The 23,948-nt window shown below is 61.2% G+C and carries 21 protein-coding genes and 1 riboswitch; of the genes, 11 read left to right on the forward strand and 10 right to left on the reverse strand.

From position 1 onward, the window contains the following. Positions 1-69: 69 nt before the first annotated feature. Entirely contained in the window at positions 70-1,764 is a 1,695-nt protein-coding gene (locus tag HER32_RS03755; RefSeq protein ID WP_168680643.1) for a Hint domain-containing protein, read from the reverse strand. A 271-nt stretch (positions 1,765-2,035) separates the two neighbouring features. Here HER32_RS03755 and HER32_RS03760 point away from each other — a divergent pair, with 271 nt between their 5' ends. Both HER32_RS03760 and HER32_RS03765 read left to right on the forward strand, forming a co-directional pair. Beyond that, positions 2,036-3,772 carry a phospho-sugar mutase gene (locus tag HER32_RS03760; protein ID WP_149069015.1) on the forward strand — a complete coding sequence of 579 codons (1,737 nt, stop codon included), beginning with the start codon at positions 2,036-2,038 and terminating at the stop codon, positions 3,770-3,772. Between the two features lie 109 nt (positions 3,773-3,881). Beyond that, positions 3,882-4,400, forward strand: a complete 519-nt coding sequence (locus HER32_RS03765) for a hypothetical protein (protein ID WP_168680645.1) — start codon at positions 3,882-3,884, stop codon at positions 4,398-4,400. A 4-nt stretch (positions 4,401-4,404) separates the two neighbouring features. Here the strand turns inward: HER32_RS03765 and HER32_RS03770 are convergent, their stop codons facing one another. The 8 genes from HER32_RS03770 to HER32_RS03805 all read right to left on the reverse strand — a co-directional run bounded on the left by HER32_RS03770 (position 4,405) and on the right by HER32_RS03805 (position 14,551). Then, positions 4,405-5,463, reverse strand: coding sequence for a hypothetical protein (locus HER32_RS03770; protein WP_168680647.1), 1,059 nt, complete (start codon positions 5,461-5,463; stop codon positions 4,405-4,407). Positions 5,464-5,748: 285 nt separating this feature from the next. Further along, positions 5,749-7,002 carry a chloride channel protein gene (locus HER32_RS03775; RefSeq protein ID WP_168680649.1) on the reverse strand — a complete coding sequence of 418 codons (1,254 nt, stop codon included), beginning with the start codon at positions 7,000-7,002 and terminating at the stop codon, positions 5,749-5,751. Between the two features lie 87 nt (positions 7,003-7,089). After that, positions 7,090-7,163, reverse strand: a riboswitch (Fluoride riboswitch). Positions 7,164-7,234: 71 nt separating this feature from the next. Beyond that, positions 7,235-8,920, reverse strand: a complete 1,686-nt coding sequence (locus HER32_RS03780; protein WP_168680651.1) for an ABC1 kinase family protein — start codon at positions 8,918-8,920, stop codon at positions 7,235-7,237. A 133-nt stretch (positions 8,921-9,053) separates the two neighbouring features. Beyond that, positions 9,054-9,536 (reverse strand): phasin family protein, encoded by a 483-nt coding sequence (locus HER32_RS03785; RefSeq protein ID WP_168680653.1) that lies wholly within the window; start codon positions 9,534-9,536, stop codon positions 9,054-9,056. A 169-nt stretch (positions 9,537-9,705) separates the two neighbouring features. Next, positions 9,706-10,701 (reverse strand): alpha/beta hydrolase, encoded by a 996-nt coding sequence (locus HER32_RS03790; RefSeq protein ID WP_168680655.1) that lies wholly within the window; start codon positions 10,699-10,701, stop codon positions 9,706-9,708. A 164-nt stretch (positions 10,702-10,865) separates the two neighbouring features. Further along, on the reverse strand, positions 10,866-12,056 hold the full coding sequence (locus HER32_RS03795; protein WP_168680657.1) for a hypothetical protein: 1,191 nt from the start codon (positions 12,054-12,056) through the stop codon (positions 10,866-10,868). 68 nt (positions 12,057-12,124) lie between these two features. Beyond that, the gene (locus HER32_RS03800; protein ID WP_168680659.1) at positions 12,125-13,240 is read right to left on the reverse strand and encodes an aspartyl protease family protein; all 1,116 of its coding nucleotides are present in this window, start codon (positions 13,238-13,240) and stop codon (positions 12,125-12,127) included. Positions 13,241-13,477: 237 nt separating this feature from the next. Then, positions 13,478-14,551: an o-succinylbenzoate synthase gene (locus HER32_RS03805; protein ID WP_168680661.1), complete on the reverse strand. Its 1,074-nt coding sequence runs from the start codon at positions 14,549-14,551 to the stop codon at positions 13,478-13,480. 133 nt (positions 14,552-14,684) lie between these two features. Between HER32_RS03805 and egtB the strand changes: the two genes are divergently transcribed. The 6 genes from egtB to HER32_RS03835 are packed head-to-tail and all read left to right on the forward strand — an operon-like array spanning position 14,685 to position 20,556. Further along, entirely contained in the window at positions 14,685-15,971 is a 1,287-nt protein-coding gene (gene egtB, locus HER32_RS03810) for an ergothioneine biosynthesis protein EgtB (protein WP_197748869.1), read from the forward strand. Positions 15,972-16,015: 44 nt separating this feature from the next. Continuing rightward, on the forward strand, positions 16,016-17,026 hold the full coding sequence (egtD, locus tag HER32_RS03815; RefSeq protein WP_168680665.1) for an L-histidine N(alpha)-methyltransferase: 1,011 nt from the start codon (positions 16,016-16,018) through the stop codon (positions 17,024-17,026). 34 nt (positions 17,027-17,060) lie between these two features. Then, entirely contained in the window at positions 17,061-18,149 is a 1,089-nt protein-coding gene (locus HER32_RS03820) for a pyridoxal phosphate-dependent aminotransferase (RefSeq protein ID WP_168680667.1), read from the forward strand. A gap of 51 nt (positions 18,150-18,200) precedes the next feature. Next, entirely contained in the window at positions 18,201-19,556 is a 1,356-nt protein-coding gene (locus HER32_RS03825; RefSeq protein ID WP_168680669.1) for an MATE family efflux transporter, read from the forward strand. Between the two features lie 32 nt (positions 19,557-19,588). Beyond that, positions 19,589-20,152 (forward strand): DUF922 domain-containing protein, encoded by a 564-nt coding sequence (locus HER32_RS03830; protein WP_168680671.1) that lies wholly within the window; start codon positions 19,589-19,591, stop codon positions 20,150-20,152. Positions 20,153-20,205: 53 nt separating this feature from the next. Beyond that, complete coding sequence (locus HER32_RS03835; RefSeq protein ID WP_149069002.1) at positions 20,206-20,556, forward strand: tRNA-binding protein; 351 nt, start codon at positions 20,206-20,208, stop codon at positions 20,554-20,556. Here HER32_RS03835 and HER32_RS03840 read toward each other — a convergent pair. Next, on the reverse strand, positions 20,553-20,945 hold the full coding sequence (locus tag HER32_RS03840; RefSeq protein ID WP_149069001.1) for a DUF4296 domain-containing protein: 393 nt from the start codon (positions 20,943-20,945) through the stop codon (positions 20,553-20,555). The two genes, HER32_RS03835 and HER32_RS03840, sit on opposite strands and share 4 nt — an antisense overlap. A 36-nt stretch (positions 20,946-20,981) precedes the next feature. On the opposite strand from HER32_RS03840, the gene HER32_RS03845 reads away from it, so the two are divergent. The 3 genes from HER32_RS03845 to HER32_RS03855 all read left to right on the forward strand — a co-directional run bounded on the left by HER32_RS03845 (position 20,982) and on the right by HER32_RS03855 (position 23,939). Beyond that, a complete protein-coding gene (locus HER32_RS03845; RefSeq protein WP_168680673.1) occupies positions 20,982-21,881 on the forward strand; it encodes a DUF58 domain-containing protein in 900 nt (299 codons plus the stop codon). Next, positions 21,874-22,785, forward strand: a complete 912-nt coding sequence (locus tag HER32_RS03850; RefSeq protein ID WP_232066360.1) for a hypothetical protein — start codon at positions 21,874-21,876, stop codon at positions 22,783-22,785. The genes HER32_RS03845 and HER32_RS03850 overlap by 8 nt, the downstream gene beginning before the upstream one ends. Before the next feature lie 128 nt (positions 22,786-22,913). After that, positions 22,914-23,939: a vWA domain-containing protein gene (locus tag HER32_RS03855; RefSeq protein WP_168680677.1), complete on the forward strand. Its 1,026-nt coding sequence runs from the start codon at positions 22,914-22,916 to the stop codon at positions 23,937-23,939. Positions 23,940-23,948: the final 9 nt, after the last annotated feature.

The following is a 23,948-nucleotide window of genomic DNA, read 5'->3' on the forward strand; positions in this document are numbered from 1 at the left end:
TTGCTTCTAAAACCAGAAAAGCCCCAGCCATAACGGCTGGGGCTTTTCTGGTTTTAGGTGTTCATGGCTTTACTTAGAACCAACCAGAATGCCCTGCACAAAATAGTTGCCGGTTTCGGTGCGCAGGTTATACACGGCGGGAGCTGTTCCGGCCGGCTGGCGGTCGGTGAGGGCGGTTACCGCCAGCGCATCCGGCCGCAGTTGCAGCAGCTCATCGGTGGTTTGCAGGGCGTCGGCGCGGCGGGTTTCCCGATTTGCCAATACCAGAGGATGGTTTGGGGTGAGCACCAGCTCTACGGAAGCAGGCGCAGGCATCGGCTCGGCACTCGTGCTGGCATAAATAGCCGGAGTACCAATGGTGAGCTGGACCAGGGGATAAGCCGCCTCCGTGTGTTCATCGAGGCGTAGTACGCGCGTAGGGGCTACCTTTCCAATTGTGGCATCGTAGCCCAGCACCACGTCGCCGGGGCGAATGGAGGCTATGGGTGCCTGTTTTCCGTTGGGCAGTGTTACCGCTGCCATAGCCGGAAAACAGGTGGCCAGCTCGCATTGGAAGGGCTTGTCGTAGGCCTGCTGCAGCTGGCAGTACTCCTGGTTCAGGTCGTACACAGAGCTCGTGAATTCGAGCAGGTTCTGTACCATGAGCAGCATCTGCTGCTGACCGCCGGCCAGGGGCACAATGTTTACTTTCTCGTCTTCCCGCTTAATAGCATCGGTGTAGTGAATGGCGGCCAGCTCTTTCTGGAAGGGGGCCGCCTGCGCTTTCAGCTGGGTTTTCGTTGCAGCCCACGCCGAGGCAAACTGCGGCAGATACTTGCGCATCAACTCCTGACGTCGTAGAATAAACTGACGGTTTTGCTCGTACACCCGCTTTTGGCCGCTGCAGTCCCCTTCTTTGGCCGCTGGCAGCCGCTGGGCCTGCTGGCTATTCTTCAGCACTTCCATTTCCGTATACAAAGCGGTGCTGAGGTGCTGCAGGGAAGACGGCTTCTGCATACCCGTGGCAAAGGTTTCATTCATGGCGCTGAAGGCTTCCATAGCCGCCGCCGTAACGAGCGGCGCTGGCGGCGCGGTGTTCGAAGAGCCGGCAATGGTTTTCATTTTGGCTTCGTTTACCCCGTGCTTGCGCATGAGCTGCTCCGTGTAGGCATCTTGCTCGGCTTGCGACTTTTTCTGCCAGGCTTTCTGAAAAGCGGGGTCGCGCATCTGCTGCATGAACTCGGCCTGGGCTGCCTGAAATCCGGGGTCGGCGGTCATGCGCTGCTGCACCGAGCCGGGGGCGGCCATTTGCTGCTGCAGAAACTGCGCCTTTTCCGCGTCACTCATGCTCGCCAGCTTGGCCTGAAAGGCGGGGTCCTGCATGCGCTGGGCTAGCTGCACAGCCTGGGCATTGTGGCCGGGCATGGCCCCACCCTGCTGCTGCAGGTACGCCAGCTTCTGCTGGTCGGTCATTTTCTCGATGCCATCGGCAGCTGCCTGGGCCCCGAAGTTCTGCATGGCCGCTTCGTCGCGGCTCTGGCCGGCGGTGCGGGCCGAGGTGATGGCGACGTTGAACTGGCCCAACTGCTTTTCCAAAGCCGCCAGCTCCGCCGGGCGTTTCAGTGCGCAGCTGAAGGCCGCCGGCGGGGCCGGCACTTTATCGAATAAGGTGGTTACATCGGTCTTGATGGGCTTCTGAGCCAGCGCTACGCCGGCCGCCAGCAGGAATACCGACAGCAAAACCAGAAACATCAGAAGATTGATAGCGCGGTGGGCAGACTGCATGGTGGCGGTAACTGGTAAAAAAGTGATGGGAATACTGCACCCGCACCTAGAAGCAGGGAGTAGCGTTTGCGGCTGCAAGTGCGCCAAAAAACCGCCGCTGGTCAATCACATCATTGAGGAGAAACCCTCGCATATTGATGTGAAAGCGGGCAACACTGCCAATTATTTCCCACTTTGCCGGCCTTAGCGGCGGCACCGGCCGTGCAGGCTTTTGCACAACTTCTTTTTCCTTTGGCTCGTCAATAGCGTTTTTGCAAGCTCCCACCAGTTTATGGCCCTCTCAACCGAACTCCAACACAAAATCAACACCTGGCTGACCGGTAATTACGACGCCGAAACCAAAGCCAACATTCAGCAGCTGCTCGACGCCGACCAGGAAGAAGCCCTGAGCGACGCTTTTTACCGCAATCTGGAGTTTGGCACCGGCGGCCTGCGCGGCATTATGGGTGCGGGCTCCAACCGCATGAACCGCTACACTCTGGGCATGGCGGCGCAGGGCCTCAGCAACTACCTCGTGCAGCAGTTTCCCGGCCAGGAAATCAAGGTGGCCGTAGCCCACGACTCGCGCAACAACAGCCCCGAGTTTGCCCGACTCGTGTCGGATATTTTCTCGGCCAATGGCATCACCGTATACCTATTTGAGGCGTTGCGGCCCACGCCGGAGCTGTCATTTGCCATTCGTCACCTGGGCTGCCAGAGCGGCTGCGTGGTGACGGCCTCCCACAACCCCAAAGAGTACAACGGCTTTAAAGTGTACTGGAACGATGGGGCCCAGGTAGTAGCCCCACACGACAAGAACATTATTACCGAAGTCAACGCCATTCAGAGCGTCGATGATGTGCGCTTCCAGGCCGATGCTTCCCGCATTCACCACATCGGGGCGGAGCTGGATGCCGCCTACCTGGCCAAGGTAAAAGAGCTGAGCATCAACCCCGAGGCCATTCAGCGCCAGCACGACCTGAAAATTGTGTACACGCCCCTGCACGGCACGGGCATCACCTTGGTGCCCCAGGCACTGGCCCAGCTGGGCTTCACCAACGTGCATATTGTGCAGGAGCAGGCCACGCCCGATGGCAACTTCCCCACGGTGCTGTCGCCCAACCCCGAGGAAAAAGTAGCCATGCAGCTGGCCCTCGACCAAGCCAAAACCCTGGATGCCGACTTGGTGCTGGCCACCGACCCCGACTCTGACCGCGTAGGCATGGCCGTGAAAGACAACCACGGCGAGTGGGTGCTGGTGAACGGCAACCAAACGGCGGCGCTGCTCACCCACTACCTGCTCTCGGCCCGCGCCCGCGCCGGCAAAATGACCGAGCAGGACTTCATCGTGTACACCATCGTAACCAGCGACGTGCTGGGTGATATTGCCAGCCGCCACGGCGTGAAGGCCTACCAGACGCTGACGGGCTTCAAGTACATTGCCGGCATCATCCGGGACCTGGAAGGCCAGCAAACCTACATCGGCGGCGGCGAGGAAAGCTACGGCTACATGATTGGTGACTTCGTGCGCGACAAGGATGCTATATCGGCCTGCGCCCTCATCGCCGAAATGGCGGCTGTAGCCAAAGACCAGGGCCACACCCTTTACCAGGAAATGCAGCGCATGTACGCCACTTACGGCCTCTACAAAGAGCACCTGATTTCGCTGACCAAGAAGGGCCAGCGCGGAGCCGAGGAAATCCAGGAAATGATGCGCGAGCTGCGGGCCAACCCGCCCCGCACCATTGCCGGCTTGCCCGTAACGGAGCTGCGCGACTACGGCCAAGGCATCATTCGCAACCTGCACACCGGCGAGCAGCTGCCTACTGGCCTGGAAAGCTCCAACGTGCTCCAATTTATCCTCGAAGATGGCAGCAAGATTTCGGCCCGCCCCTCCGGCACTGAGCCCAAAATCAAGTTCTATTTCAGCGTAAAGCAGCCCTTGGCTTCCGTGGTGGATTTCGACCTGGCCAACCGCCGCGCCGACGAGAAGATTCAAGCCATCATTGCGGACATGCAGCTGCAGTAATTCCGCTGATTCACTTAACATTACGAAAGCCGCCGCACGAGTTGTGGCGGCTTTTGTCGTTGTAAGGCAACGCTATATCTACCCCTATTCCAGCCTCTTTAATCAGCGAATGAACCGTAAGAAGCCCGCCACCTTTACCTTAACGTCGCCCAACTACTTTTCCATGGCCCTGTTTCTGGGCATGGGGGTTTTCTGTTTTTATCACCAACTGACGCCCCTGGCAATAGGCAGCGTACTGCTGGCGGTAGTGGCTGGCACCAGCGCTAAAACACTGACCTTGGATAGCCACCACCGGCACTACCGGGTGGGGAGCCAGCTGCTCGGCCTCAATTTCGGGGCGTGGCAGGTACTGCCGCCCACGCAACGCATGGTCGTGCGGTATTTCTCCGACTTCATTGTTTCTTCCGGCGAAGGTGGCGGGCTGGAATACGACCAAGACAGCCGATACACTATTCTTCTATCGGTACCCGGCAGTCAGCAGGCTGCCATTGTCACAAGCACCCGTAAGTACGACCATGCGGTCCGAATCGGCTGCTTTCTGGGCCGGGCGCTGGGCGTGGAAGTAGTCGGCTTCAACCAACACAAACAGCAGAAGGTGCTACTGGAAGCCGAATCACAGGACGCTTAATTTTCTAGAACACGAAACTAAACGACGCCTGATAAAGCAGTCCGCGCAGGTCGCGGCTGCGCTTGTAGAGCGGAATAAAGTAGCTGGCTTTGTTATCGAGCAGTACGTGGCGCGTTTTGAGCAGCTCCAGGCCCAGGCCCAAGTTTAGGTTTGGAATAAACTCGTTGCGCTGGTCGTCATTGCGGTTGAGGATGAAGCCCCCCACCTGGTAACTGGTGTACAGGTTGAGGTAACGCCGGCGCCCCCGCCCGAAGTTGTGGGGATAAAAGTCCTGGCCAAAATTGATGACAAACAGCTCATTCACGAAAGCTGAGTCGGTTTTATTGGAAGTAGTGGGCTTATACACGCCCAGGTTGAAGTAGCTTTTCCCGCGCGTGAAGTGGTATTTGATGGCGTAGCCGCGGTAAGCCGTGCTGGTGAGGCCCGGCTTCGGGTTGTCGAGGCGCAGGTAGCCGTACTCAACGCCCGGCATGTTCACGAAGGAAATCTTGTGGTTGCCATTGGGGAAGCTTACCTCATCATAGAGACGCACCACCACATAGGCCAGCGAGTCGTGGGCCTGGTAGCTGGTTATCTCGCGGCGCAACGTGCGCAGGCGAGTTTCGGCGGCCGTTGCCTGTTGCTGTAAGGCCGGGCGGTCGGCGGCGGCTAAGGTGCCAGCCAGCTGGTCTTCCAGCCGGCGCAGGAGCGCAGCCTCAGTGGCCACCTCGTCGGCAAGCTGCTGGCGGTGCGCCGTCAGGTCCTGGGCATTCAGGTTGTTCTCATGCTGGTAGCCCAGCCGATCTGCCACTGAGTCCAGGGCAGGGAGCAGCTGGCGGGGCAAAGTAAACTCGGCCTGCAGCTGGCTGGGGCTTTCTTCTTGCTTGATTACCTGCCGGGCCCGGCGCCGGATGAAGTCGCGAAGCTGAGCTTTGCTTTCTGGCAAGCGGGTAGTAGCCAGTGTGAGGCGTTTTTGAACCGGATATGAACCGTTTTCCTGGCTCTGTGCCCGTAAGGGAGTCATGGCCAGTAGCCCCAGCAGGAGCGTAAGCAGGCCAACGAAGAAAGTAGTGGTTGCTTGCATGGCAGCGCAGTAAGGATATCAACTGAGGCTGATGATCAGCATCTAGCCCGCAAATTGGCAGTAGCCGCCAGCAGCAACCATCCCAGAATTAGTTGCCGCAGGACATTACAACCCCATGTTTAGCGCTACCAACCGCAATCAATTATCTTTAAATAAGCAGATTACCGAATATTCCATTAGACTTCTGATTTCCTTCCTTATGATACGGCAAAAGCACACCAGGCGCATTGGCTCAAGCCAGCAAACAGCTATTCCGGCCAGATGTGGGCAGTCGGTCCGGGTGGTTTATACATCAGTCCGGGGATTATCCTGCTCCCGCGCCATCCGCCGGTGCTTCCCCACCCCAATAATCTGGGCCGAGTAAATGCCCCGATGACCGGAGAACAGGTAGGCTACCACGCAGGCCAGCCCCAGGTACGCAGCGGCGCCGGCCCCAAACAGCTCCAGGCCCATAAGGGTGCAAGCCAGCGGTGTATTAGCCGCGCCCGCGAAAACGGCTACGAAGCCCATAGCCGTGAGCAGGGCCACTGGCAGCGGTAGCACCAGGGCCAGCGCGCTGCCCAGAGTAGCCCCGATGAAAAACAGCGGCGTTACCTCCCCGCCTTTAAAGCCGCTGCCCAGCGTGAGGGCCGTGAGAGCGAGCTTCCAGGCGAAATCGGTGAGGGCAGCGGGCGCACGGAATGCCTCTACAATAACCGGAATACCTAACCCCTGGTAGCGGGTTGTGCCAAAGGCCCAGAGGATGAGCAGCAACAGCCCCCCGCCTACTACGGGCCGCAACGGCGCATACTGAAGGCGGGCAAACTGCTGACTTATCCAATGCGTGAATGTAGCGAAGGAGCGGGCCGCCAGGCCAAACAGGACCCCAACCAGCAGCGTGCAACCGAAGCCCAGCGGCGTGAGGGGTAGATTAGTCAGCTGCGGATAGGCCGTGTGCCCCACGCCCCAGCCGCGGGTTACCAAGTCAGCGCTGACGGCGGCCAGAAAGGCTGGCAGCACGGCATCGTAGCGCATGGAGCCCAGCAGAAATACTTCCAGCCCGAAGACGGCCCCGGCCAGAGGTGTGCCAAACACAGAAGCAAAGCCCGCGCTCATGCCGGCAATTAGCAGCAGGCGTCGCTCCGGGGGTGGCAGCCGGAGTAGCTTGGTAAGCTGATCGGCCAAGGCCCCACCCATCTGCACGGCCGTGCCCTCCCGCCCCGCCGACCCGCCCACCAGGTGCGTCAGTAGGGTGCTGCCCAGCACCAGGGGCACCATGCGTAGGGGCAAGACAGTGCGGGGCGAATGGATTTCTTCGAGGATGAGGTTGTTGCCGCGCCCGGCCCTTTCTCCCCAGTAATGATATGCCAACCCAATTACCAAGCCTGCTACGGGCAGCAGCCCGATTACCCACGGATGCGTTTCCCGCCAGTGCGTAACCCAATCCAACGACACCAGGAAGAACGCCGATGCCGAGCCCGCCAGCACGCCTACCCCCCCCCCAATCAGGACCCAGCGCAGCAACAGAATAGCTACCGCTGAGGCACCAGCCAAGCGCATAGAAGCCAAATATCGGCGAAAAGCAAAAAGGAAACGGGCCATAGTGCGCAGTGTAGGATGAAGCACTCCGGCCAGGTTTGCCTGGCCGGTTTCGTAGGAATCATCAGCGCAGAGCAACTGGCCCCGGCGGTTCGCGGTGGAAATCCATCACCGTACGCGGGGCGAAGATACGCAGCCGGCCCAACTCCTATACAAGGCTTGTGCCTTACGGAGCGTCCGGGGTGGGTATTGGCTAGGCTTTTCGCTCCCGCCGGGTACCTAAAATGAGGAGAACCAGCAGCAGAAATGCCGTGATGCCCAGCCCCCACCACGTGATGCCGGGTAGGCCGCGGTAGTAGGGCATGGTAGTCGGGTAGCGCCCCAGCAAGCTTAGCCCCGAAAACAGCAGAAACGCCACGGCTAACAGGGCAATAATCGTTCTGGAGACCAGCTGGTCGGCCTTGCGCAAAAGCAACAGGTAGCCGCTCAGCTCCACCTTCACGCGCAAATCACCCCGGGAGACCTTGCGCATGATCTGGCGGATGTCGGCCGGAAAGGTCTGCAGCAAGGCCAGCAACTGGGTGCCGGTGTACTCGGCTTCGCTGAGGATGTTCTCGGGCGAGTACTGCTCGGCAATGATGCGCGCCCCGTAGGGCCGCACAAACTCAAAGGTATTGAACCGGGGGTGCAGCACTTTGCCAATGCCTTCCAGAATCACTAGCGCCCGCAGAATCAGGAACACCGCGCCGGGCACCTGCAGCTTGTACTTGTAGATGACTTCTTGCAAGGCATCGGCCAGGTCGCTCATGCTCATGTCCTGCACATCGAGTGTGGAGAAGTCCTCAATCAGGTCGCTTAGGTCCGACTCGAAGGCGCGCATGTCGGGAATGTCGCTGGTCAGGGCCAGGCGACGGAAGCTTAGGGCCATGCCCCGGGCATCTTGCCGGGCCATGCCAATGAACACGCCCGCAAAAGCATATTTCTGCTGCTTAGTGAGCTTGCCCACCATGCCAAAGTCGATGAGCACGATGGTGCCATCGGGGCGCACCAGCACGTTGCCGGGGTGAGGGTCGGCGTGAAAGCGGCCAAACTCGAATATCTGGGTGAGGTAGATATCCATGCCGGTTTCGGCCACTTTTTCCGAGTTCAAGCCCCAGGCCTGCAGCTGGGCCTTGTCGGTAATCTTGCAGCCGGCCACAAACTCAATCACCAGCACTTTGGTGGTGCTGACTTCCCGGAAGGGCTTGGGAATGTAGAAGCTTTCGTACTGCTCATAGAGCTTGCGAAACTGCTCCAAGTTGCGGGCCTCGGAGGTGTAGTCCATTTCCCGGGTCATGCTCCGCTCAAAAGCATCCACGATGTCTTCGGGGTTGGCCAAGCCCTGCTTGCGCAGGAAGCCGCTGGTCAGGCGCACCAGCTCGTGCAGCAAGCTAAGGTCAGTGCGCACTTTTTCCTGCACATCGGGGCGCTGTACTTTCACTACCACTTCTTCCCCGGTAAGCAGCTTGGCTTTGTGCACCTGCCCAATGCTGGCCGAGCCCAGGGGCACTTCCTCAAAATCACTGAACAGGTTTTCCAAGGGCTGCCCCAGCTCCTGCTCGATGATCTGCCGGGCCAGCGCCACCGGGAAGGGGGGCACATTGCTTTGCAGCTTCTCAAACTCGTCAATCAGCGGCTGCGGCAACAGGTCGGCGCGGTTGCTCAGGGCCTGGGCCAGCTTGATGAAGGTGGGTCCCAGCTCCTCGATGATCATCCGAATCCGCTCCCAGCGCGTGGTTTCAAACACGGGGCGCTCGGCGTGTTGCCAGGTCAGGCGACGCTTGCTGGATACCAGGCGCCGCAGGGCCGTACTGGTTACTACGTCTTCGAAGCCGTAGCGCACCAGCACTTCCACTACCTGCCGGATGCGGCCCAGATTGGATATCGTATTTTTAAACATGCCAGGAGGAAGGGCAGAAGAGAATCAGAACTGCAAAGTACGGCGTTGGCCCGACCCCACAACAGCAAAGCCAGCACCACTAGGGGCGCTGGCTTTGCTTAGGTTTCTCCCACCCCAGGCGGGAGGCTTAAAACTACGAGGCCGACGACGTGCTGTCGGCTTCGCTCTTGGCGGCACCGGCTTTGGCAGCGGCTGATTTCTGCGTTTTGCCAGCGGCGGCGCTGGTTTTGTCGGCGGCTTTTTTCACCGTGCCAGCCGCTTTGCTGGTAGCGCTGCTGGCGGCGGGCTTGGCCGGAGTTGCTTTCTTGCTGGCCGGAGCCGCCGGAGCCGAAGCAGCCTTGGTGCCTTTCACGCTGCGCTTCAGGTCTTCCAGGTCGGCGTTGGGAGCTACGCCCACGCCTTTCAGCACCTTGGCGGCTACGCCCGAAATCTGCTTTTCAAACTCCTTGCGCTTGGTATCGGCGTTTTTCTTCAGGTCGTCCATGATTTTGCGGCCTTCCTGTTCCGACAGCTTGCTGTCCTGCACCAGCTTGTCGATAGTGGTTTGCACCCGGTCGGTGGTGAGCGAAACAAAGCCAACGCCAGCGTTGATGACTTTTTTAAACAGGTCTTCCATGGGACTGAAGGGTTAGGGAAAGAGGAAAATGAACAACCACGGCAGCGGCCAGGCACATCCGAAATAGTATGCAAGCCTACTACTTTGCAAACCTACGAAAAGAAGGCTATATAGTTGGAAGTGAGTAGAAAGATTTTTTCTGCTACAACTTAAATCCTCAATCCTTCTCTTAGGATTGGGCCCGCATGCGCCCCAGCTGGGCCGCTCCCCTGCGGCTGGCGGTGCGGCGGGCAGCTTGCAGCGTAGCCCCCGCCGCCGCCTGCGCCGCCCAGATACCGCGCACAAAGCCGGCCGCATCGTCGAGGGCCTGGCGCGCCTCGGGCAGCACGCGCCAGAACAAATGCCACCAGTGCACCAAGCCCTGGAAAGCCTGTAGCGTGACGGGCACGCCGGCCCGGCGGGCTTTTTCCACAAAATTTAAACCGTCATCGCAGAGTACTTCGGCATCGGAGAGCTGAATAAGCAAGGGGGGCAAACCGTGCAGCTCGGCCTGGCCTGGCGAAACCAAGGGGTGCGTAAGGGGCGTAGCGCCGGCGTAGTGCGTGCCCCAGTCGCGGATCTGCAGGGCTTCCAGCAACTGGGTTTCCTCCTGGCACACCTCGCGCAAGACCCGCTCCGGCAATACCAGATCCGTCCAGGGCGAAAGGCCAATAATGGCGGCGGGCTGAGCTTCGCCGGCTTCGCGCAAGCTCAATGCCAGGGCCAGGGCCAGCCCGCCCCCGGCGGAGTCTCCTGCCACGATGATGTTTTCGGCGGGGTATCCTTGGCCGCGCAGCCAGCGGTAGGCCACCAGGGCATCTTCCAGGGCGGCTGGGAACGGGTATTCCGGGGCTTTGCGGTAATCAATGGTGAAAGCCGGCAGGCCACAGCGCTGGGCCAAGGTTCCAATCAAACTGCGGTGCGTGTTTAACGACCCCAGCACGTAGCCGCCCCCGTGCAGGTACAGGAGTGCCCGGCTGTTATCGGCCTGGGCCGGGCGCAGCCACTCCGCGGCCATACCATCCACGTCGACGTCCTCCAGAAAAACGTTCCAGGGCATAAACTGCAGCAGCGAGCTGAACTCAGCAGCCAGGCGGACGTTGGCCAGCCGCGGGCGTGAAGTGGCCAGCGCCGGCGTAGCCGCGGCTAGCAGCTGCTTGAGCAGCAAGTGTTGGGGGGAAGGCATGCAAACGGGGAATTTTGCCGGGCGAAGCGGGCAGCTGCCGGGCTGGAAAAGCAGAAGAAGGGCGGAAGCAGCGCGGGCTGCGTCAAAAAATACGCATTTACCGGCAGTTTCTGGTTGCTATACGCAATCAGATCTTTTGGGTATGGCCACCAAGGCCGTTGTGGCTAAGGCTTCGTGCCCAGCGGTGCTTTTTTGGGGGCTTTTTTTCCGAGCTGATGCCCGCGGTAACCGCGAATGGCAATGGGAATCCAACCCAGAATAGGAATGAAAAACGCCAGCGTGAATGGATTCCGCCAAACCATGCGCCACCACGCTCCCGGGGCGCTGAGGTTCAGGCGGAAGTCGCGGCGGCCGTGGCGCACGTACTGCCGCTCAAACTCCTGAAACAGCGCCGGCCAGGCCCAGGGCAGGAAAAACGGAAAGTACTGGCGGTTTTCTTTCATACGCTGCCACAGCTCCCGCCACTGGTAGGGCTGCTGGCCATGGGCCTGTACGGCGGCATCCAGCTCTACCTGCATGCGTTGGCGCACTTGCTCGCTCAAAGCCAAGTAGTCTTCCCGGGTAAGGTCTTCCGGAGCTTTGTCCGTAAGCTCGTAGGGGCGGATGCGCTGGCCCAGGACAAAGGTGAGCTTGGCCGGAAACGCCATGTAGAAGCACCAGGGCTGCAGCAGCACTAGTAGGATGATGGGCCCGAGGGGCAGGAAGGGAATACCAATCTTCTTGCTCAGGTTGTTGATCCAGTCCCAGCTATAGGCGTACGGATTCAGGTATTCGCCGTTGATGGTGTAGAACGGCACGATATCGGTGCGGTGCTGGATGCCTAGGCGCACGATACTGGTAGCCAGGCGCTGCAGCTGGTACTTCCGGTTGAACCCTTTCCCGATGCCGGGCACCCCTTCGGGGTAGAGCATCAGGTTGTGGTCCTGGTAGTACATCATGGTTTCGAAGTTGAGCGTGGTGGCGTCTACGCACCCGCACTTCTTCCAGAAGTCCTTTACTAGGAAGGGGTTCATGAGCACCGACTGCGAGAGCAAGGGCGCCGACAGGGGCCGGGGCAGGTCGCTGGGCACGCGCAGCTCGCGCAACAGGTGCGCCAGGGCCACCATGGCATCCCAGGGAAAGGCCATACCCGAGTGGTTGGAGGCAAAGATGAGCGGCCGCTCGGGGTTATTAGGCTGCGGAAAATCCTCGAAGCCCACCAGCTTGGAACGAAACCACACCCGGTCGAGCAGTTGTAGAATGTTTTCGTCCAGGGTACGGGCAAACTCCTCGTCGAAATAATCGGAGTAAATGTGCTGATTAGCCTGAATGGCGGGCGGCGGCTGGGGCAGCGTAGTAGAAGAGGCCGTGGGCATCGGGCAGTCAGGGGCAGACGAAGGTGGGCAGGTAAGGTAGCGAAATTGCCGAAAGCGGCCTAGCGCCATTAGATCTGCCGCTTGAGCCGGATAGTGGCCGTGTATAGCTCTCCATCGGGGCGGCGCACCACTAGCAGGAGCTGACGGCCATCCGAAGAATGCAGCATGCGGCTGATCTGAGTTAGCGAAAAGACGCTGGCCGGCAGCAGATTGATGGACACAAGCTGGTCGCCGGGCACCAGCTTGGCCTGCGCAGCGGGCGAATTGGGCTGCACTTTCAGCACAATATAATTGCGGTAGTCCTCGCCGGTGGCCAGCAGCTCCAGGCCACACATGTCGTGCTCAAACGGGTCCTTAAACAGCTCGTTCGGCTTCAGCAGCAAGCGGTTGTGCGGATAGTCGATTACCACCGTGAAGCGTTTGAGCAGTTCAAACCCCAGGTTACCGTTGCGTTCAGAGTTGGTTCGCTGATGCACCTCGGCGTTATCGGGGAATGACGTGAGCAGGTTGGCAATCCGGTACCGCCCAAGTTCCAGGGTTTGCACCCGTCCCAGGTAGCCGTTGATGAAGCCACTGAGCCCCCGCCCCAGTTGGGAGCGAAGCCGTTGCGCGGGTAGCTGCAAGCGGGCATCTGAGCCAGTTTCCACGGACAAGGCGTGCCCGGCCCCAGTGTCGAGCACCAGCTTCAGGGGCAGCTGTAGGGAATCGGCGAAGGTGACGGCTGTTGTCACGTACGATTTGCTGCCTTCCATGGACAACGGCAGCATGGCCCACCGACGGCTCCGCGGGGCCCGGTAGCGCGTGGGCTCATAGGCTATCAGTCGCGACTCCGTCGGGCGTACTTCTACTACGAGGCTATGAAAGATATCGGCGCCCAGAATACCGTGTATGGGCATGCCTACGTAGCTGGAGAGGTCCAGCACATCATCCGACAGCACCATCAGCGACATGCTCGGCGCTACAATACCGTCCAGTTCCGCCCGCACATCGTTAGAAATATAGGCTTCCAGGGCGGCTTCCTCCCCTACACCTACTACCCGAAACCGCTGCCCGACTTTTAAGCCTAGCTCGGCCTGCAGGCCGGGGTCGGTAAGCAGACTCACGCCCACCCCGGTATCGAGCATAAAGTTGAAAGGACCTTTGCCGTTTAAGCGCACTTTCACAATCATCAGATTGCGCTGCATCTCAAATGGCACTATAACGTGGCGAGCCCGGGGATTAACCAGCTTAAACAAATTGGCCTGCTGCCCAACCACAGGGACGGTCAGAACCCCGGATAAAAGCACGCAGGCCAGCAGGCGGGAAAGCCATGCTTGCCAGAACAGTGGGCGAAGCAACCAACAGGTGAACATTTCGGAGGGGACATGCGGGTCGGGTAATATAGCAAAAAAAGCAGTTCCGCGCAGCCCTCTCCCCTCGAATTATTCAGGCAGTACCCATTGATTCTCTGGATCGTACCAGAGCTGGCCGGCCTCAATGCGCAGGGGAGCCGGCACGTTGTTGTGGTACAGCTGCCCGGTACCCAGGCCCTGGGGCATACCCTGCGTGGGTTGCTGGGCGGTGTACTGGCTGATGGCATTTAGGCCCACGTTTGATTCCAGGGCGGAAGTAAGCCACCAGCCCAGCTCCTGTTGCCGGGCCAAGGCTATCCAGTGACTAGTGGCAGCTAAGCCTCCCAGCAGAGTTGGCTTCAGAACCAGATAAGCCGGGCGCACCGTTTCCAGAAGCTCGGTTTGCCGGATTTTGTCGGTAAGGTTGATCAGTTCCTCGTCGAGGGCAATGGGTACGGGCGAGCTTTGGCAGAGGGAAGCCATCGCCGGCCATTGGCCGGGCTGAATGGGCTGCTCAATGGAATGCAGGGAGAATTCAGCCAACTGCTGCAGCTTGCTCAGGGCCTCTGCCGGGCGGAACGCGCCGTTAGCATCTACCCGCAGCGTAAGCTCTGCGGGGCTGGCCTCCCGCCGAATCAGCCGGAGCAGCTCCAGCTCCGTGGCGAAGTCGATGCCCCCGATTTTCAGCTTTAGGCAGGTGTACCCCTCCGTCAGTTTCTTCCGGATCTGCGCGCGCATAAACTCCGCATCCCCCATCCAGACCAGCCCGTTGATGGAAATACCCGCTTCGCCCCGGCTAAAGGGGGTATCGAACAGCTGGCGCTGCCCACCCTGCTGCCAGTCCAGCAGGGCGGTTTCCAGGCCAAAGCGCAGGGCCGGCCATTCGGGCTCCACCAGCTTTTCTACCACCGCTTCCAGCGCGGCTCCAAAGGACTGCGCGTTGAACTCCTGGCAGAGCTGCTGCAGACGAGCTTCGAAACCGGGGCCATAATCGGGGCTCAGGCCGGCCAGCGGAGCAGCCTCTCCTAGCCCCGTGCGCCCGGGCTGCGCGTCATCGGAGAGGTGCAGGTACCAGGCCAAGTGCTCGGTGAGGGCGCCCCGGGAGGTGCGGGCCGGAAAGTTGAAGCGCAGGGCGCGCTGGGAGTAATGCAGGTACAGAGCCATAAACAGCAAAACAAAAACCGGAAACCAAGAGGCGCAAAGGTAGCCCGCCAAGCTGGGCCGCAGCGGCAGTAAAACCCCGGCTGGCGTTTCTGAGTTAGACCACCGTACTTACGGCCTTTCCATGCCTGCTGCCATGCCCGAGCTTGCTTTCTCTTCTGCCTTGTCGTCGGCTGCCCTGGCCACCCGCTATACCCAGGTGCGGCAGCAAACCGAGGCCATCTGCCGCCCCCTCTTGCCCGAGGACACTGTGGTACAGCCCATGCTCGATGTGAGTCCGCCGAAGTGGCACCTGGCTCACACTACCTGGTTTTTCGAGACATTTCTGCTGCAGGAATACCAGCCCGGCTACGTGGTGCACCACCCCGATTACGCCTTCCTGTTCAACTCCTACTATAACTCCCTGGGGTCCCGGGTAAACCGGGCCGACCGGGGTACCCTCTCCCGCCCTGCGCTGGCCGATGTGTATGCCTACCGCGCCGCCGTGGATGCCGCTGTGCAGTTGCTGCTCGATGCCCAGGCCGATGCGCTGCCAGCTTCTTTCTACGAGCTTTTTGAGCTGGGCCTCCAGCACGAGCAGCAGCACCAGGAGCTCCTGCTTACCGACATCAAATACATCCTCAGCACCAGCCCGCTGGCACCTGCCTACCAGCCGGCCAAGGCCGCTGCGGCTGCCCCGGCTCCACCAGTCACGTGGCTGGCCGTGCCGGGCGGCGTGCATACCCTGGGCCTGCAGGAGGAAGGCTTCAGCTTCGACAATGAGCTGCCCGCCCACCCGGTGTACGTAGCCGACTTTGAGCTGCAGAATCGACTCGTAACCAATGCCGAGTACCTGGAGTTTGTGGAGGCCGGCGGCTACCAGGATTTCCGGTTCTGGATGGGCGAGGGCTGGGACCTGGCGCAGCGGGAGAAGTGGCAGGCGCCGCTCTACTGGGTGTCGGGCCCGGCTGGCTGGCAGCGCTTCACGCTCCAGGGGCTGCATCCCTTGGAACTGGCGGCTCCCGTTACACACCTCAGCTTTTACGAGGCCGATGCCTACGCCCAGTGGGCCGGGGCCCGCCTGCCCACGGAGGCCGAGTGGGAAATTGCCGCCCGGTATTTTCAGCCCGATGTAGCCGAGGGCAACTTCCAGGAATCCGGCCTGTATGATACCCGCCCGCTGGCACCCACCGCCGACCCTATCCGCTGTCACCAGCTGCTGGGCGACGCCTGGGAGTGGACGTACTCGGCCTATCACGCCTACCCCGGCTACGTGCGGGCCGCCGGGGCCCTGGGCGAGTACAACGGCAAGTTTATGGTGAACCAGCTGGTGCTGCGCGGGGGCTCCTGCGCCACCCCGGCCAGCCATATTCGCCTGAGCTACCGCAACTTTTTTCACGCCGACAAGCGCTGGCAGTTCACGGGGCTGCGTCTGGCCCGTTAGCCGCGTAGTTTCTTTTCTTTCTCGCCCCTCCCCTGCTTTCCTTTATGCCTACTTCTGTTTCTGCTCCTTCTACTGCTCTTTCCGCATCTGCCCAGGCCCCAAGCGCAACGACGGCCCTGGCCGCGCACGTGCGGGAAGGGCTGAGCCGCCAACCCAAAACGCTGTCTTCGATGTACTTCTACGACGACGAGGGTAGTCGGCTTTTTCAGCAGATTATGCAGCTGCCTGAATATTACCCCACTCGCACCGAAATGGCCATTTTTACTGGCCAGGGGGCAGCTATAGGCAAGACATTGGCTTCCCGTCCGGGACAGCCGTTCCGGCTGGTAGAACTGGGGGCCGGCGACGGCAGCAAAACCAAGGTGCTGCTGCAGGAGCTGTTGGCCCAGGGTGCCGAATTTACCTATGCGCCCGTGGATATTTCGGGCGGGGCCCTGGCGGGACTGGCCCAAAGCCTCAGCCAGGAGCTGCCCCAGCTGCGCGTGGAGCCCATTGAGGCCGACTATTTTTCGGCGCTGTCGGGCCTGCAGACCCACGAGCCCAAAGTAGTGCTGTTTCTGGGCTCCAACATTGGCAACTTCCTGCCCGCCGACCGCCAAGACTTCCTGCAGCAGCTGGCCAGCCACCTCACCCCCGCGGACCGCCTCCTCATCGGGTTTGACCTGCAGAAGGACCCGCGCATCATCCGGGCGGCCTACGACGACAGCCAGGGCGTGACGGCGGCGTTTAACCTGAACCTGCTGCACCGCTTCAACCGGGAGCTGGGCGCCGACTTCGACCTGACGGCCTGGGAGCATTACACCGACTACGACCCGCTGAGCGGAGCCGTGCGCTCCTTCCTGGTGAGCCGCCGCGCCCAAACCGTGCAGTTTCCGGAAGCAGATTTCGCCTGTCGTTTCGCAGCCTGGGAGGTTATTCACACCGAGAATTCCTACAAGTTTTCCCGGCCCCAGATTGAGGCAATGGCCCGGGCGGCTGGTTTGCGAGTGCAGCATTTTTTCACCGACGAGCGGCAGTACTTTGCAGATGTGGTGCTGGCGCCAGCTGCTGAATAGCTACTTTTCGGCGGTAACGCTAACCTTGCTCGTCTTGTCTTCTTCCCTTATCAGCCTTGCCTCGGGCTACGTGCCTTTTCCGGCTCCGGCAACCGTAGCACAACAACTGCCCGGCCTTCTCGCCCAGCCGGGGGCTTATGCCAGTCCCGTAGCCGGCCTGCCGGAGCTGCGCGCTGCCCTGGTTCAGCGCTTTCCTGCGGTTTCGCCGGAGCAGGTCGTCATTACGCCCGGTGCCAAAGCGGCGTTGTTTTCCCTTTTTTGCACAACGTTGCAGCCTGGCGACGAGGTGCTACTGCTCACGCCCAGCTGGTTTGGCTTCGACGAGCTGGTGCGGCTGGCCGGCGGCACTCTTCGCACGCTGGCGCTATCGGCCGAGGATGGATACGCCCTGGACCCTGCGGCCTTGGCCGCAACCCTCACGCCCCGCACGCGCGTTGTTCTGTTCTCCAACCCCAACAACCCCACGGGCCGCATCTACTCCGCTCCTGAGTTGGCTACCCTGCTGGCCGTGCTGGCTGCGCGGCCCGACGTGCTGGTGGTGAGCGACGAAATCTACGAGCGGGTATCGTTTGGGCAGCCGGTGCCCTCTCTGCTTGGTTTTCCGGACCCCGCCCAACGGCACGTCGTCATCCATGGCTTTTCGAAGTCGTTGGCGCTGGTGGGCTGGGGCATTGGCTACCTCGTTGCGCCCTTGGCAATTGCCCAGGCCTGCGCGCAGTGGCAGGGTAAGACAGCCGCCGCCCCAGCCGTGCCCAGCCAACTGGCGGCCCTAGTTGCTACCCAAGCTGCCGATACCATCGGGGCAGAGCTGCTCCGCTTGCTAACCCCGCGTCGTGAGCAGCTCCAGCAGGGCCTCACGCGACTGGGCCTGCCTTACGTGCCCACGGCGGGCACGTACTATATATTCGCTGATTTTCGGGCTTTCCTGCGCCCTGGCCTGACCCTAACCGAAGCCTCGGGCATGCTGGTAGAGCAACTCCGCGCCGGCGGGGTAGAAGTAGTAGACGGGGCCACCTGCCACGCCCCGGGCTATGCCCGATTGTCCTTCGCAGCCTCGGAGGCGGAGCTTACCGAAGCCTTAGCCAGGATCGGCACCGTACTTGAGCAGATTCGGCAGAGCTGAGGGCCGGGGCAGTTGCGGGTTGTACCTTTGCCCCTGCTTTTCCCGCTTCCCATGTCCTTTGCCTCCCTCCGCCCGCATTTCAAACCTACGCTTTTACTAGCTTACCCGGTGGTTATCAGCCAACTGGGCCACGTCCTGGTAAACGTGTGCGACAGCGTGGTGGTAGGCCAGCTAGGCACCATTCCGCTGGCGGCCGTATCCCTGGGCGTAAGCGTCAGCACTGTCGTGCTGGTGTTTGGCCTAGGCTTGTCGATGGGCATTACGCCGCTGGTAGCTGCCGCCGACGGGCAGCGCAACGTGGCCCGTATTGGTCAACTGCTGGTCAATGGTGTACTGCTGTGTACTCTCACGGGCGTGCTCCTGGCGCTATTTGGCTTGGTAGTTCCCTGGCTGCTTCAGTTTCTGCAGCAGCCGGCAGCCGTGGTGGCGCTGGCTGCCCCCTGGGTACGCATCATGTTTTTGTCGCTGCTGCCGCTCATGGTCTTTCAGGGGTTCCGCCAGTTTGCGGAAGGTCTGGGGCTTACCCGGCAGGCCATGTACCTTTCCGTGCTGGCCAACGTGCTCAACGCCCTGCTTTGCTACGCTTTGGTTTTCGGCAACTGGGGCGCGCCCAAAATGGGCATGATCGGCTCGGCCTGGGCTACTCTGATTGCCCGCATCCTCATGGCTACACTGATGGGCGTGTATGTGCTGCGGGCTCCCCGGCTGCAGCAGTACCGCACCGGGGCCTGGCGCGCCTCCCAGGAAGTACTTGGCAAACTTGCAAACCTCGGCGCACCCATCGGCGTGCAGATGATGTTTGAGGTAGGCGCATTTAGCATGTCGGCTATTATGATTGGCTGGCTGGGCGCTACGGCGCTGGCCGCGCACCAGATTGCCATCAACGTTGCCTCCGTCACGTATATGGCGGCCAGCGGCATTGCGGCGGCGGCCACCATTCGGGTAGGGCGGCAGCGGGGACTGGGCCAGGCCTTGGGCAGCCGGCAGGCCGGGTACACAGCGTACCTGCTCACGTTTGCCTTTATGTGCAGCATGGGCCTGATGCTTATTCTGGGCCGCTCGTTTATTCCTACGCTCTACAACCACAACCCGGCCGTGGTAAGTCAGGCGGCTACGCTGCTGTTCATTGCGGCCCTGTTTCAGGTGTCGGATGGGCTGCAGGTAGTGGGGCTGGGGGCGCTGCGGGGGCTGGAAGATGTGAAGTGGCCTTCGGTGGTGGCCCTGTTGGCTTACTGGGCGGTGGCCCTACCTCTGGGCTATGTCCTGGGTTTTGTATTTAATCTAGGTGCAATAGGTGTATGGACGGGACTACTCACGGGCCTTACCTTGGTTGCGGGGGTATTGCTGTGGCGTTTCAACCGCTTTAGCGCCGTACCAATGAACGAACCAGCGCCCGTGTTGCGTTAGCCCGGAAACAGACTTATTCCGCTGTTCCTGCTATGGTGCTTTCCTTGATTTCTTTGCTGCCGCTGTGGCTGGGCTTGCCCAGCCCAGTCACAGCGGTACCCGTGCACTCTCCCCCCGCCCCTGTCCTGGCTTGGTCGGCGAGCCGGCCGCTGAGTTGGGCCGACTTCCAAGCCCGGCCTGGTGCGCCGGTCACCCTCGCGGCCCTCACCTCTGCCAACATCGACGTGAAAGTGGGCTGCTCGGATTTCAAGTTTTCTGCTGCCGTGAAGGCCGTGTTTACCCCCACTGAGTCCTGGGTGCGCGAGCCGGGTAAGGCTAGCGCCCAGTTGCTCCGCCACGAGCAGGTGCACTTCGACCTGACCGAAGTACACGCCCGGCAGATGCGCCAGAAGCTGGCCTTAATGCAATTCGACTGCGACAAGCTCCAACCTGCGCTGAATAACTACACCAAAGTGGCTTTCCTGGCCTGGCAGCGCGAAGAGGCCCGCTACGATCAGGAAACCAACCACGGCCTGAATGCCGCCCGCCAACAGCAATGGGAAACTGCCGTGCAGCAGCGCCTCGAGAAGCTCAGTGCCTACGCGTTGCCGGAATAAGCGCTTGGCATGGCCCGGCTCCAGCGTGTAGCTTGCGGTCAAAAGTTAGGAATATGGCAGATGCAGCACCGCCCCTGAGTTGGGCTGAGTTTGAGCGCGTGGACCTGCGCGTAGGCACCATCCTCGAAGCGCGGGAGTTTCCGCAGGCCCGCAAGCCCGCGTATCAGCTCCTGATAGACTTAGGGCCCGAAATAGGCCAGAAGCGCTCCAGCGCCCAGATTACCCTGCGTTATCAACCCCACGAGTTAGTGGGTCGCCAGGTGGTGTGCGTAGTGAACTTTCCACCCCGGCAGATTGGGCCATTTATGTCGGAGGTGCTCGTAACGGGCTTCTCTGCTGCTGATGGGGCCATTGTGCTCATCAGCCCCGATGCCCCCGTGCCCAACGGGCAGCGCCTGCACTAGCGCCGGCGGTAGGCCGGAGAAGCCTGATTTGGGGCACTAAGCGGGCCGTAGCGGGCGCGGCGGACCTCCAGCGAATCCAGCACCAGCTTGTACACTTCCTCCAGATCCTTGTCGTGGATGGTGTAGTAGCGGTAGCTTTTGGCGAATGCCGAGTCGCTCACCCCCTGTCGGCGCAAAAGGCTGTCCTTGTACTGCAGAAACAACGCCTGCGCCGAGTCGCTGGTCAGCCGCGACGCATCTACCCGCACCTCTGCCAGGTGAATCTCCGTCAGCAGGTGGGCCATTTCAGGTTTGGGCACCAACGGCGTAGGAGGCGCTATTTCTTCGGGACGCTGGCAGGCAGCCAGCAGCGTGAGGGCCACGCCAGCACAAGCGGAAATCAGTTTCACGCGGCAAAGTTAGGAAGATGCGTTAGTTTAGCCGGAATGAAGGCCCCAGAAGCCACTCCCTTGCAGCAGCTCATCCGTAAGCTGCGTCACTTCGAGATTCGCATTCGGCACGCCGTGGACGCGCAGCTGCAGGGCAACTTCCATTCCGTTTTCAAGGGCACGGGGCTGGAATTCGACGACGTGCGCCTCTACCAGTACGGCGACGAGGTGCGCGCCATCGACTGGGCCGTGTCGAGCAAAGGCCACGGCACCTTCGTCAAAACCTACAAAGAAGAGCGCGAACAGCAGGTGTTGCTGCTCCTGGACGTGAGTGCCTCGCAGCGGGTGGGCGCGGTGGGCCGGCAGAAGCTGGACGTGGGCCGCGAAATCTGCGGGCTGCTGGCCCTCACGGCCACCCGTCAGGATGCCCAGCTCGGCATCTTGGCCTTTTCCGACCAGAAAGAGCTGTACCTGCCCCCCGGCAAGGGCATCCGCCACGCCTACGCCCTCATCAAGGGCCTGTTCGACCTCACGCCCCGCTCCCCCCATACGGCCGTGGCGGCGGGCATCAAGCAGGCGCTGTCCCTGGTAAAGCGCCGCAGCCTCGTCATTCTGCTTTCCGATTTTATTGACACCGGCTACGAGCGGGAGCTGACGATGCTGGCGCGCAAGCACGACCTGATTGTGGTGCAGCTGCTCGACCAGCGCGAGCGGGAGTTTCCGCCCCTGGGCATTGTGCCCCTGCTCGACCAGGAATCTGGCCGCACGATGTGGGTAAATACCTCTTCGGCCGCTTTCCGGGCCCGCTACCGCGCTACCTACGAGCAGAACCGGGAGCAGATTGGGCAGATCTGCCGCCGCCACCGCACGGAGTTTGTCTCCATTGCCACCGATGCCGACTACGTGCCGCAGCTGGTAAACCTGTTTCGGCGCCGCAACCAACGCAGCCGTGGGTAGCCGCCATATCCTGTTAGGTGTGCTGACCATGCTGGCGCAGACGGCGCTGGGGCAATCCGCGCAACCCGTGGGCCGGTTTCGCCAGCCCACTACGCAGGTAGGCGCAGTGGTAGAGTACGAGCTGACGTTTCGGCATGCCCCGACCCTGGAGGTTATCTTCCCGGACTCCAGCGCCGACTTCAAGCCATTTGAGTACGTAGGGCACCAGTACTCGCCTACCCGCACCCGCCAGGGCCAGAGCCTGGACCGCGCCGTATACCGCCTGCGTACCTTCGACCTAGCCCCCGAGCAGCAGCTTAGCCTGCCCGTGCTGGTGTTGCGGGGCCGCGACTCCCTGGTAGTACGCACTGCACCAGCGGCCGTGCGTTTACGGTTTCTGGCCCCCACTGTCGACGCCGATCAGCCTCCCGTGCTGCGGGCTACCACAGGACTGGCACCGGTAGAAACCCGGTTTAACTATCCGTACTGGCTGGCGGCTATTGGGGCGGTGCTGGGGTTGACGGGGGCTTTGGTGCTGGTATTCCGGCGGCGCCTGCGCCTGCGCTATCAGCGCTACAAGCTGCGGAAAAACCACGCGTATTTTCTGGCGCAGTACGCCCGGCACATCGAGCGGTTTGCGTTGTCCCGCTCCATCACCAATATGGAGCGTGCCATTACACTCTGGAAAAACTACCTCACCCGCCTCGAGGACAGCAACCTCAACTCCCTTACTACCCGCGAAATAGAAAGCCACTACCAGCATCACCCGGCCGTGAGTCAGGCCCTGCGCGTGGCCGACCGCGTCATCTATGGCAACCTGCTGGACGAGGATGAGTCGCCGGAAATTGACCTAGCCTTCGAGCAGCTGCGGGACTTTGCGGAAGAGCGGTACCAGCGGGCCGCGGCAGGAGTACAACTCTCCTGAGCAACACCCTGGCCTACCCGCAGCGGCAAACCGTGTGCTCCAACGCTCAGAACAGCTCCGCGGGATTCCGGCGCGGGCGCTTAGCTTTGCCGGACACTACCTTCCCATTCTTACTCTGTACCGGGCACATGCTGACTTTGCTGGACGGGCTGCGCTATTCCACACTTACCGGGTATTCCTGGGAGTGGCCGCGCGTGCTGCTGCTGCTTCCGGCCCTGCCGCTGCTGTTTGCCCTGCGCTGGCTGCTGGCCCACCGCCGCCGCCAGCGCCTGGGCGTGGCCTTTGTAGCTGGCCAGGTGCGCACCGACTGGTCGGCGGTGCTGCGCTTTCTACCCGATGTGGTGTTGCTGGCCAGTCTGGCCTTTGCCCTACTGGCCCTGGCCCGCCCCCAGCGCACCGACGAGCGAGTGGTGCAGACCGGGGAAGGCATTGACATCCTGCTGGTGCTGGACGTATCGGGGTCCATGGAATTGGAAGACCTGCGGCCCAACCGCCTCGAGGCGGCCAAGCGCGTGGCCCGTGAGTTTGTGGCCGGCCGCGCCGGGGACCGGATTGGCGTGGTGGTATTTGCCGGCGACGCCTACTCCCTCACCCCGCTTACCACCGACTACGACCTGCTGCTCGAAAACCTGGCTGAGCTGCGGCTGGGCATGATAGCCAACGACGGCACCGCCATTGGAACCGCCTTAGGCGTGGCTACCAACCGCCTGCGCGAATCCAAAAGCCGCACAAAAGTCTGCATTCTGCTTTCCGACGGGGAAAATACCGCGGGCAACCTCGACCCGTTGCTGGCCGCGCAACTCGCCCATGCCTACGGGCTGCGGCTCTATACCATTGGCATTGGGCAGGACGGCGCCATTCCCTTTGGCAAAGATGAGCTGGGCCGCCCCCGCTACGTGGAAACCCGCCTCAACGAGGGCACCATGCGCCAGCTGGCCGCGGCCGGCGGGGGCCAGTTCTTTCGCGCCACCGACAACGAAGCCTTACGGGAAGTTTTCGGTCAGATCAACCGCCTGGAAAAGTCCGAAATCAAGCAAACCCGCTTCCGCAACACCACCGATTACTACCGCTACTACCTAGCCTGGAGCCTGGGCCTGTGGCTGCTGTGGCTGGGACTCAAAAACACTTTCCTCACCAACTCGCTTGAAGACTGATGTTGATGT

It is taken from the genome of Hymenobacter sp. BT18 (assembly GCF_012273015.1).
GTDB classification, from domain to species: domain Bacteria; phylum Bacteroidota; class Bacteroidia; order Cytophagales; family Hymenobacteraceae; genus Hymenobacter; species Hymenobacter lutimineralis.

Bases quoted from the DNA above. Each gene is read 5' to 3' on its own strand.
- HER32_RS03755 (WP_168680643.1), bottom strand. From the start codon at position 1,764: ATGCAGTCTGCCCACCGCGCTATCAATCTTCTGATGTTTCTGGTTTTG.
- HER32_RS03760 (WP_149069015.1), top strand. From the start codon at position 2,036: ATGGCCCTCTCAACCGAACTCCAACACAAAATCAACACCTGGCTGACC.
- HER32_RS03765 (WP_168680645.1), top strand. From the start codon at position 3,882: ATGAACCGTAAGAAGCCCGCCACCTTTACCTTAACGTCGCCCAACTAC.
- HER32_RS03770 (WP_168680647.1), bottom strand. From the start codon at position 5,463: ATGCAAGCAACCACTACTTTCTTCGTTGGCCTGCTTACGCTCCTGCTG.
- HER32_RS03775 (WP_168680649.1), bottom strand. From the start codon at position 7,002: ATGCGCTTGGCTGGTGCCTCAGCGGTAGCTATTCTGTTGCTGCGCTGG.
- HER32_RS03780 (WP_168680651.1), bottom strand. From the start codon at position 8,920: ATGTTTAAAAATACGATATCCAATCTGGGCCGCATCCGGCAGGTAGTG.
- HER32_RS03785 (WP_168680653.1), bottom strand. From the start codon at position 9,536: ATGGAAGACCTGTTTAAAAAAGTCATCAACGCTGGCGTTGGCTTTGTT.
- HER32_RS03790 (WP_168680655.1), bottom strand. From the start codon at position 10,701: ATGCCTTCCCCCCAACACTTGCTGCTCAAGCAGCTGCTAGCCGCGGCT.
- HER32_RS03795 (WP_168680657.1), bottom strand. From the start codon at position 12,056: ATGCCCACGGCCTCTTCTACTACGCTGCCCCAGCCGCCGCCCGCCATT.
- HER32_RS03800 (WP_168680659.1), bottom strand. From the start codon at position 13,240: ATGCAGCGCAATCTGATGATTGTGAAAGTGCGCTTAAACGGCAAAGGT.
- HER32_RS03805 (WP_168680661.1), bottom strand. From the start codon at position 14,551: ATGGCTCTGTACCTGCATTACTCCCAGCGCGCCCTGCGCTTCAACTTT.
- egtB (WP_197748869.1), top strand. From the start codon at position 14,685: ATGCCCGAGCTTGCTTTCTCTTCTGCCTTGTCGTCGGCTGCCCTGGCC.
- egtD (WP_168680665.1), top strand. From the start codon at position 16,016: ATGCCTACTTCTGTTTCTGCTCCTTCTACTGCTCTTTCCGCATCTGCC.
- HER32_RS03825 (WP_168680669.1), top strand. From the start codon at position 18,201: ATGTCCTTTGCCTCCCTCCGCCCGCATTTCAAACCTACGCTTTTACTA.
- HER32_RS03830 (WP_168680671.1), top strand. From the start codon at position 19,589: ATGGTGCTTTCCTTGATTTCTTTGCTGCCGCTGTGGCTGGGCTTGCCC.
- HER32_RS03835 (WP_149069002.1), top strand. From the start codon at position 20,206: ATGGCAGATGCAGCACCGCCCCTGAGTTGGGCTGAGTTTGAGCGCGTG.
- HER32_RS03845 (WP_168680673.1), top strand. From the start codon at position 20,982: ATGAAGGCCCCAGAAGCCACTCCCTTGCAGCAGCTCATCCGTAAGCTG.
- HER32_RS03855 (WP_168680677.1), top strand. From the start codon at position 22,914: ATGCTGACTTTGCTGGACGGGCTGCGCTATTCCACACTTACCGGGTAT.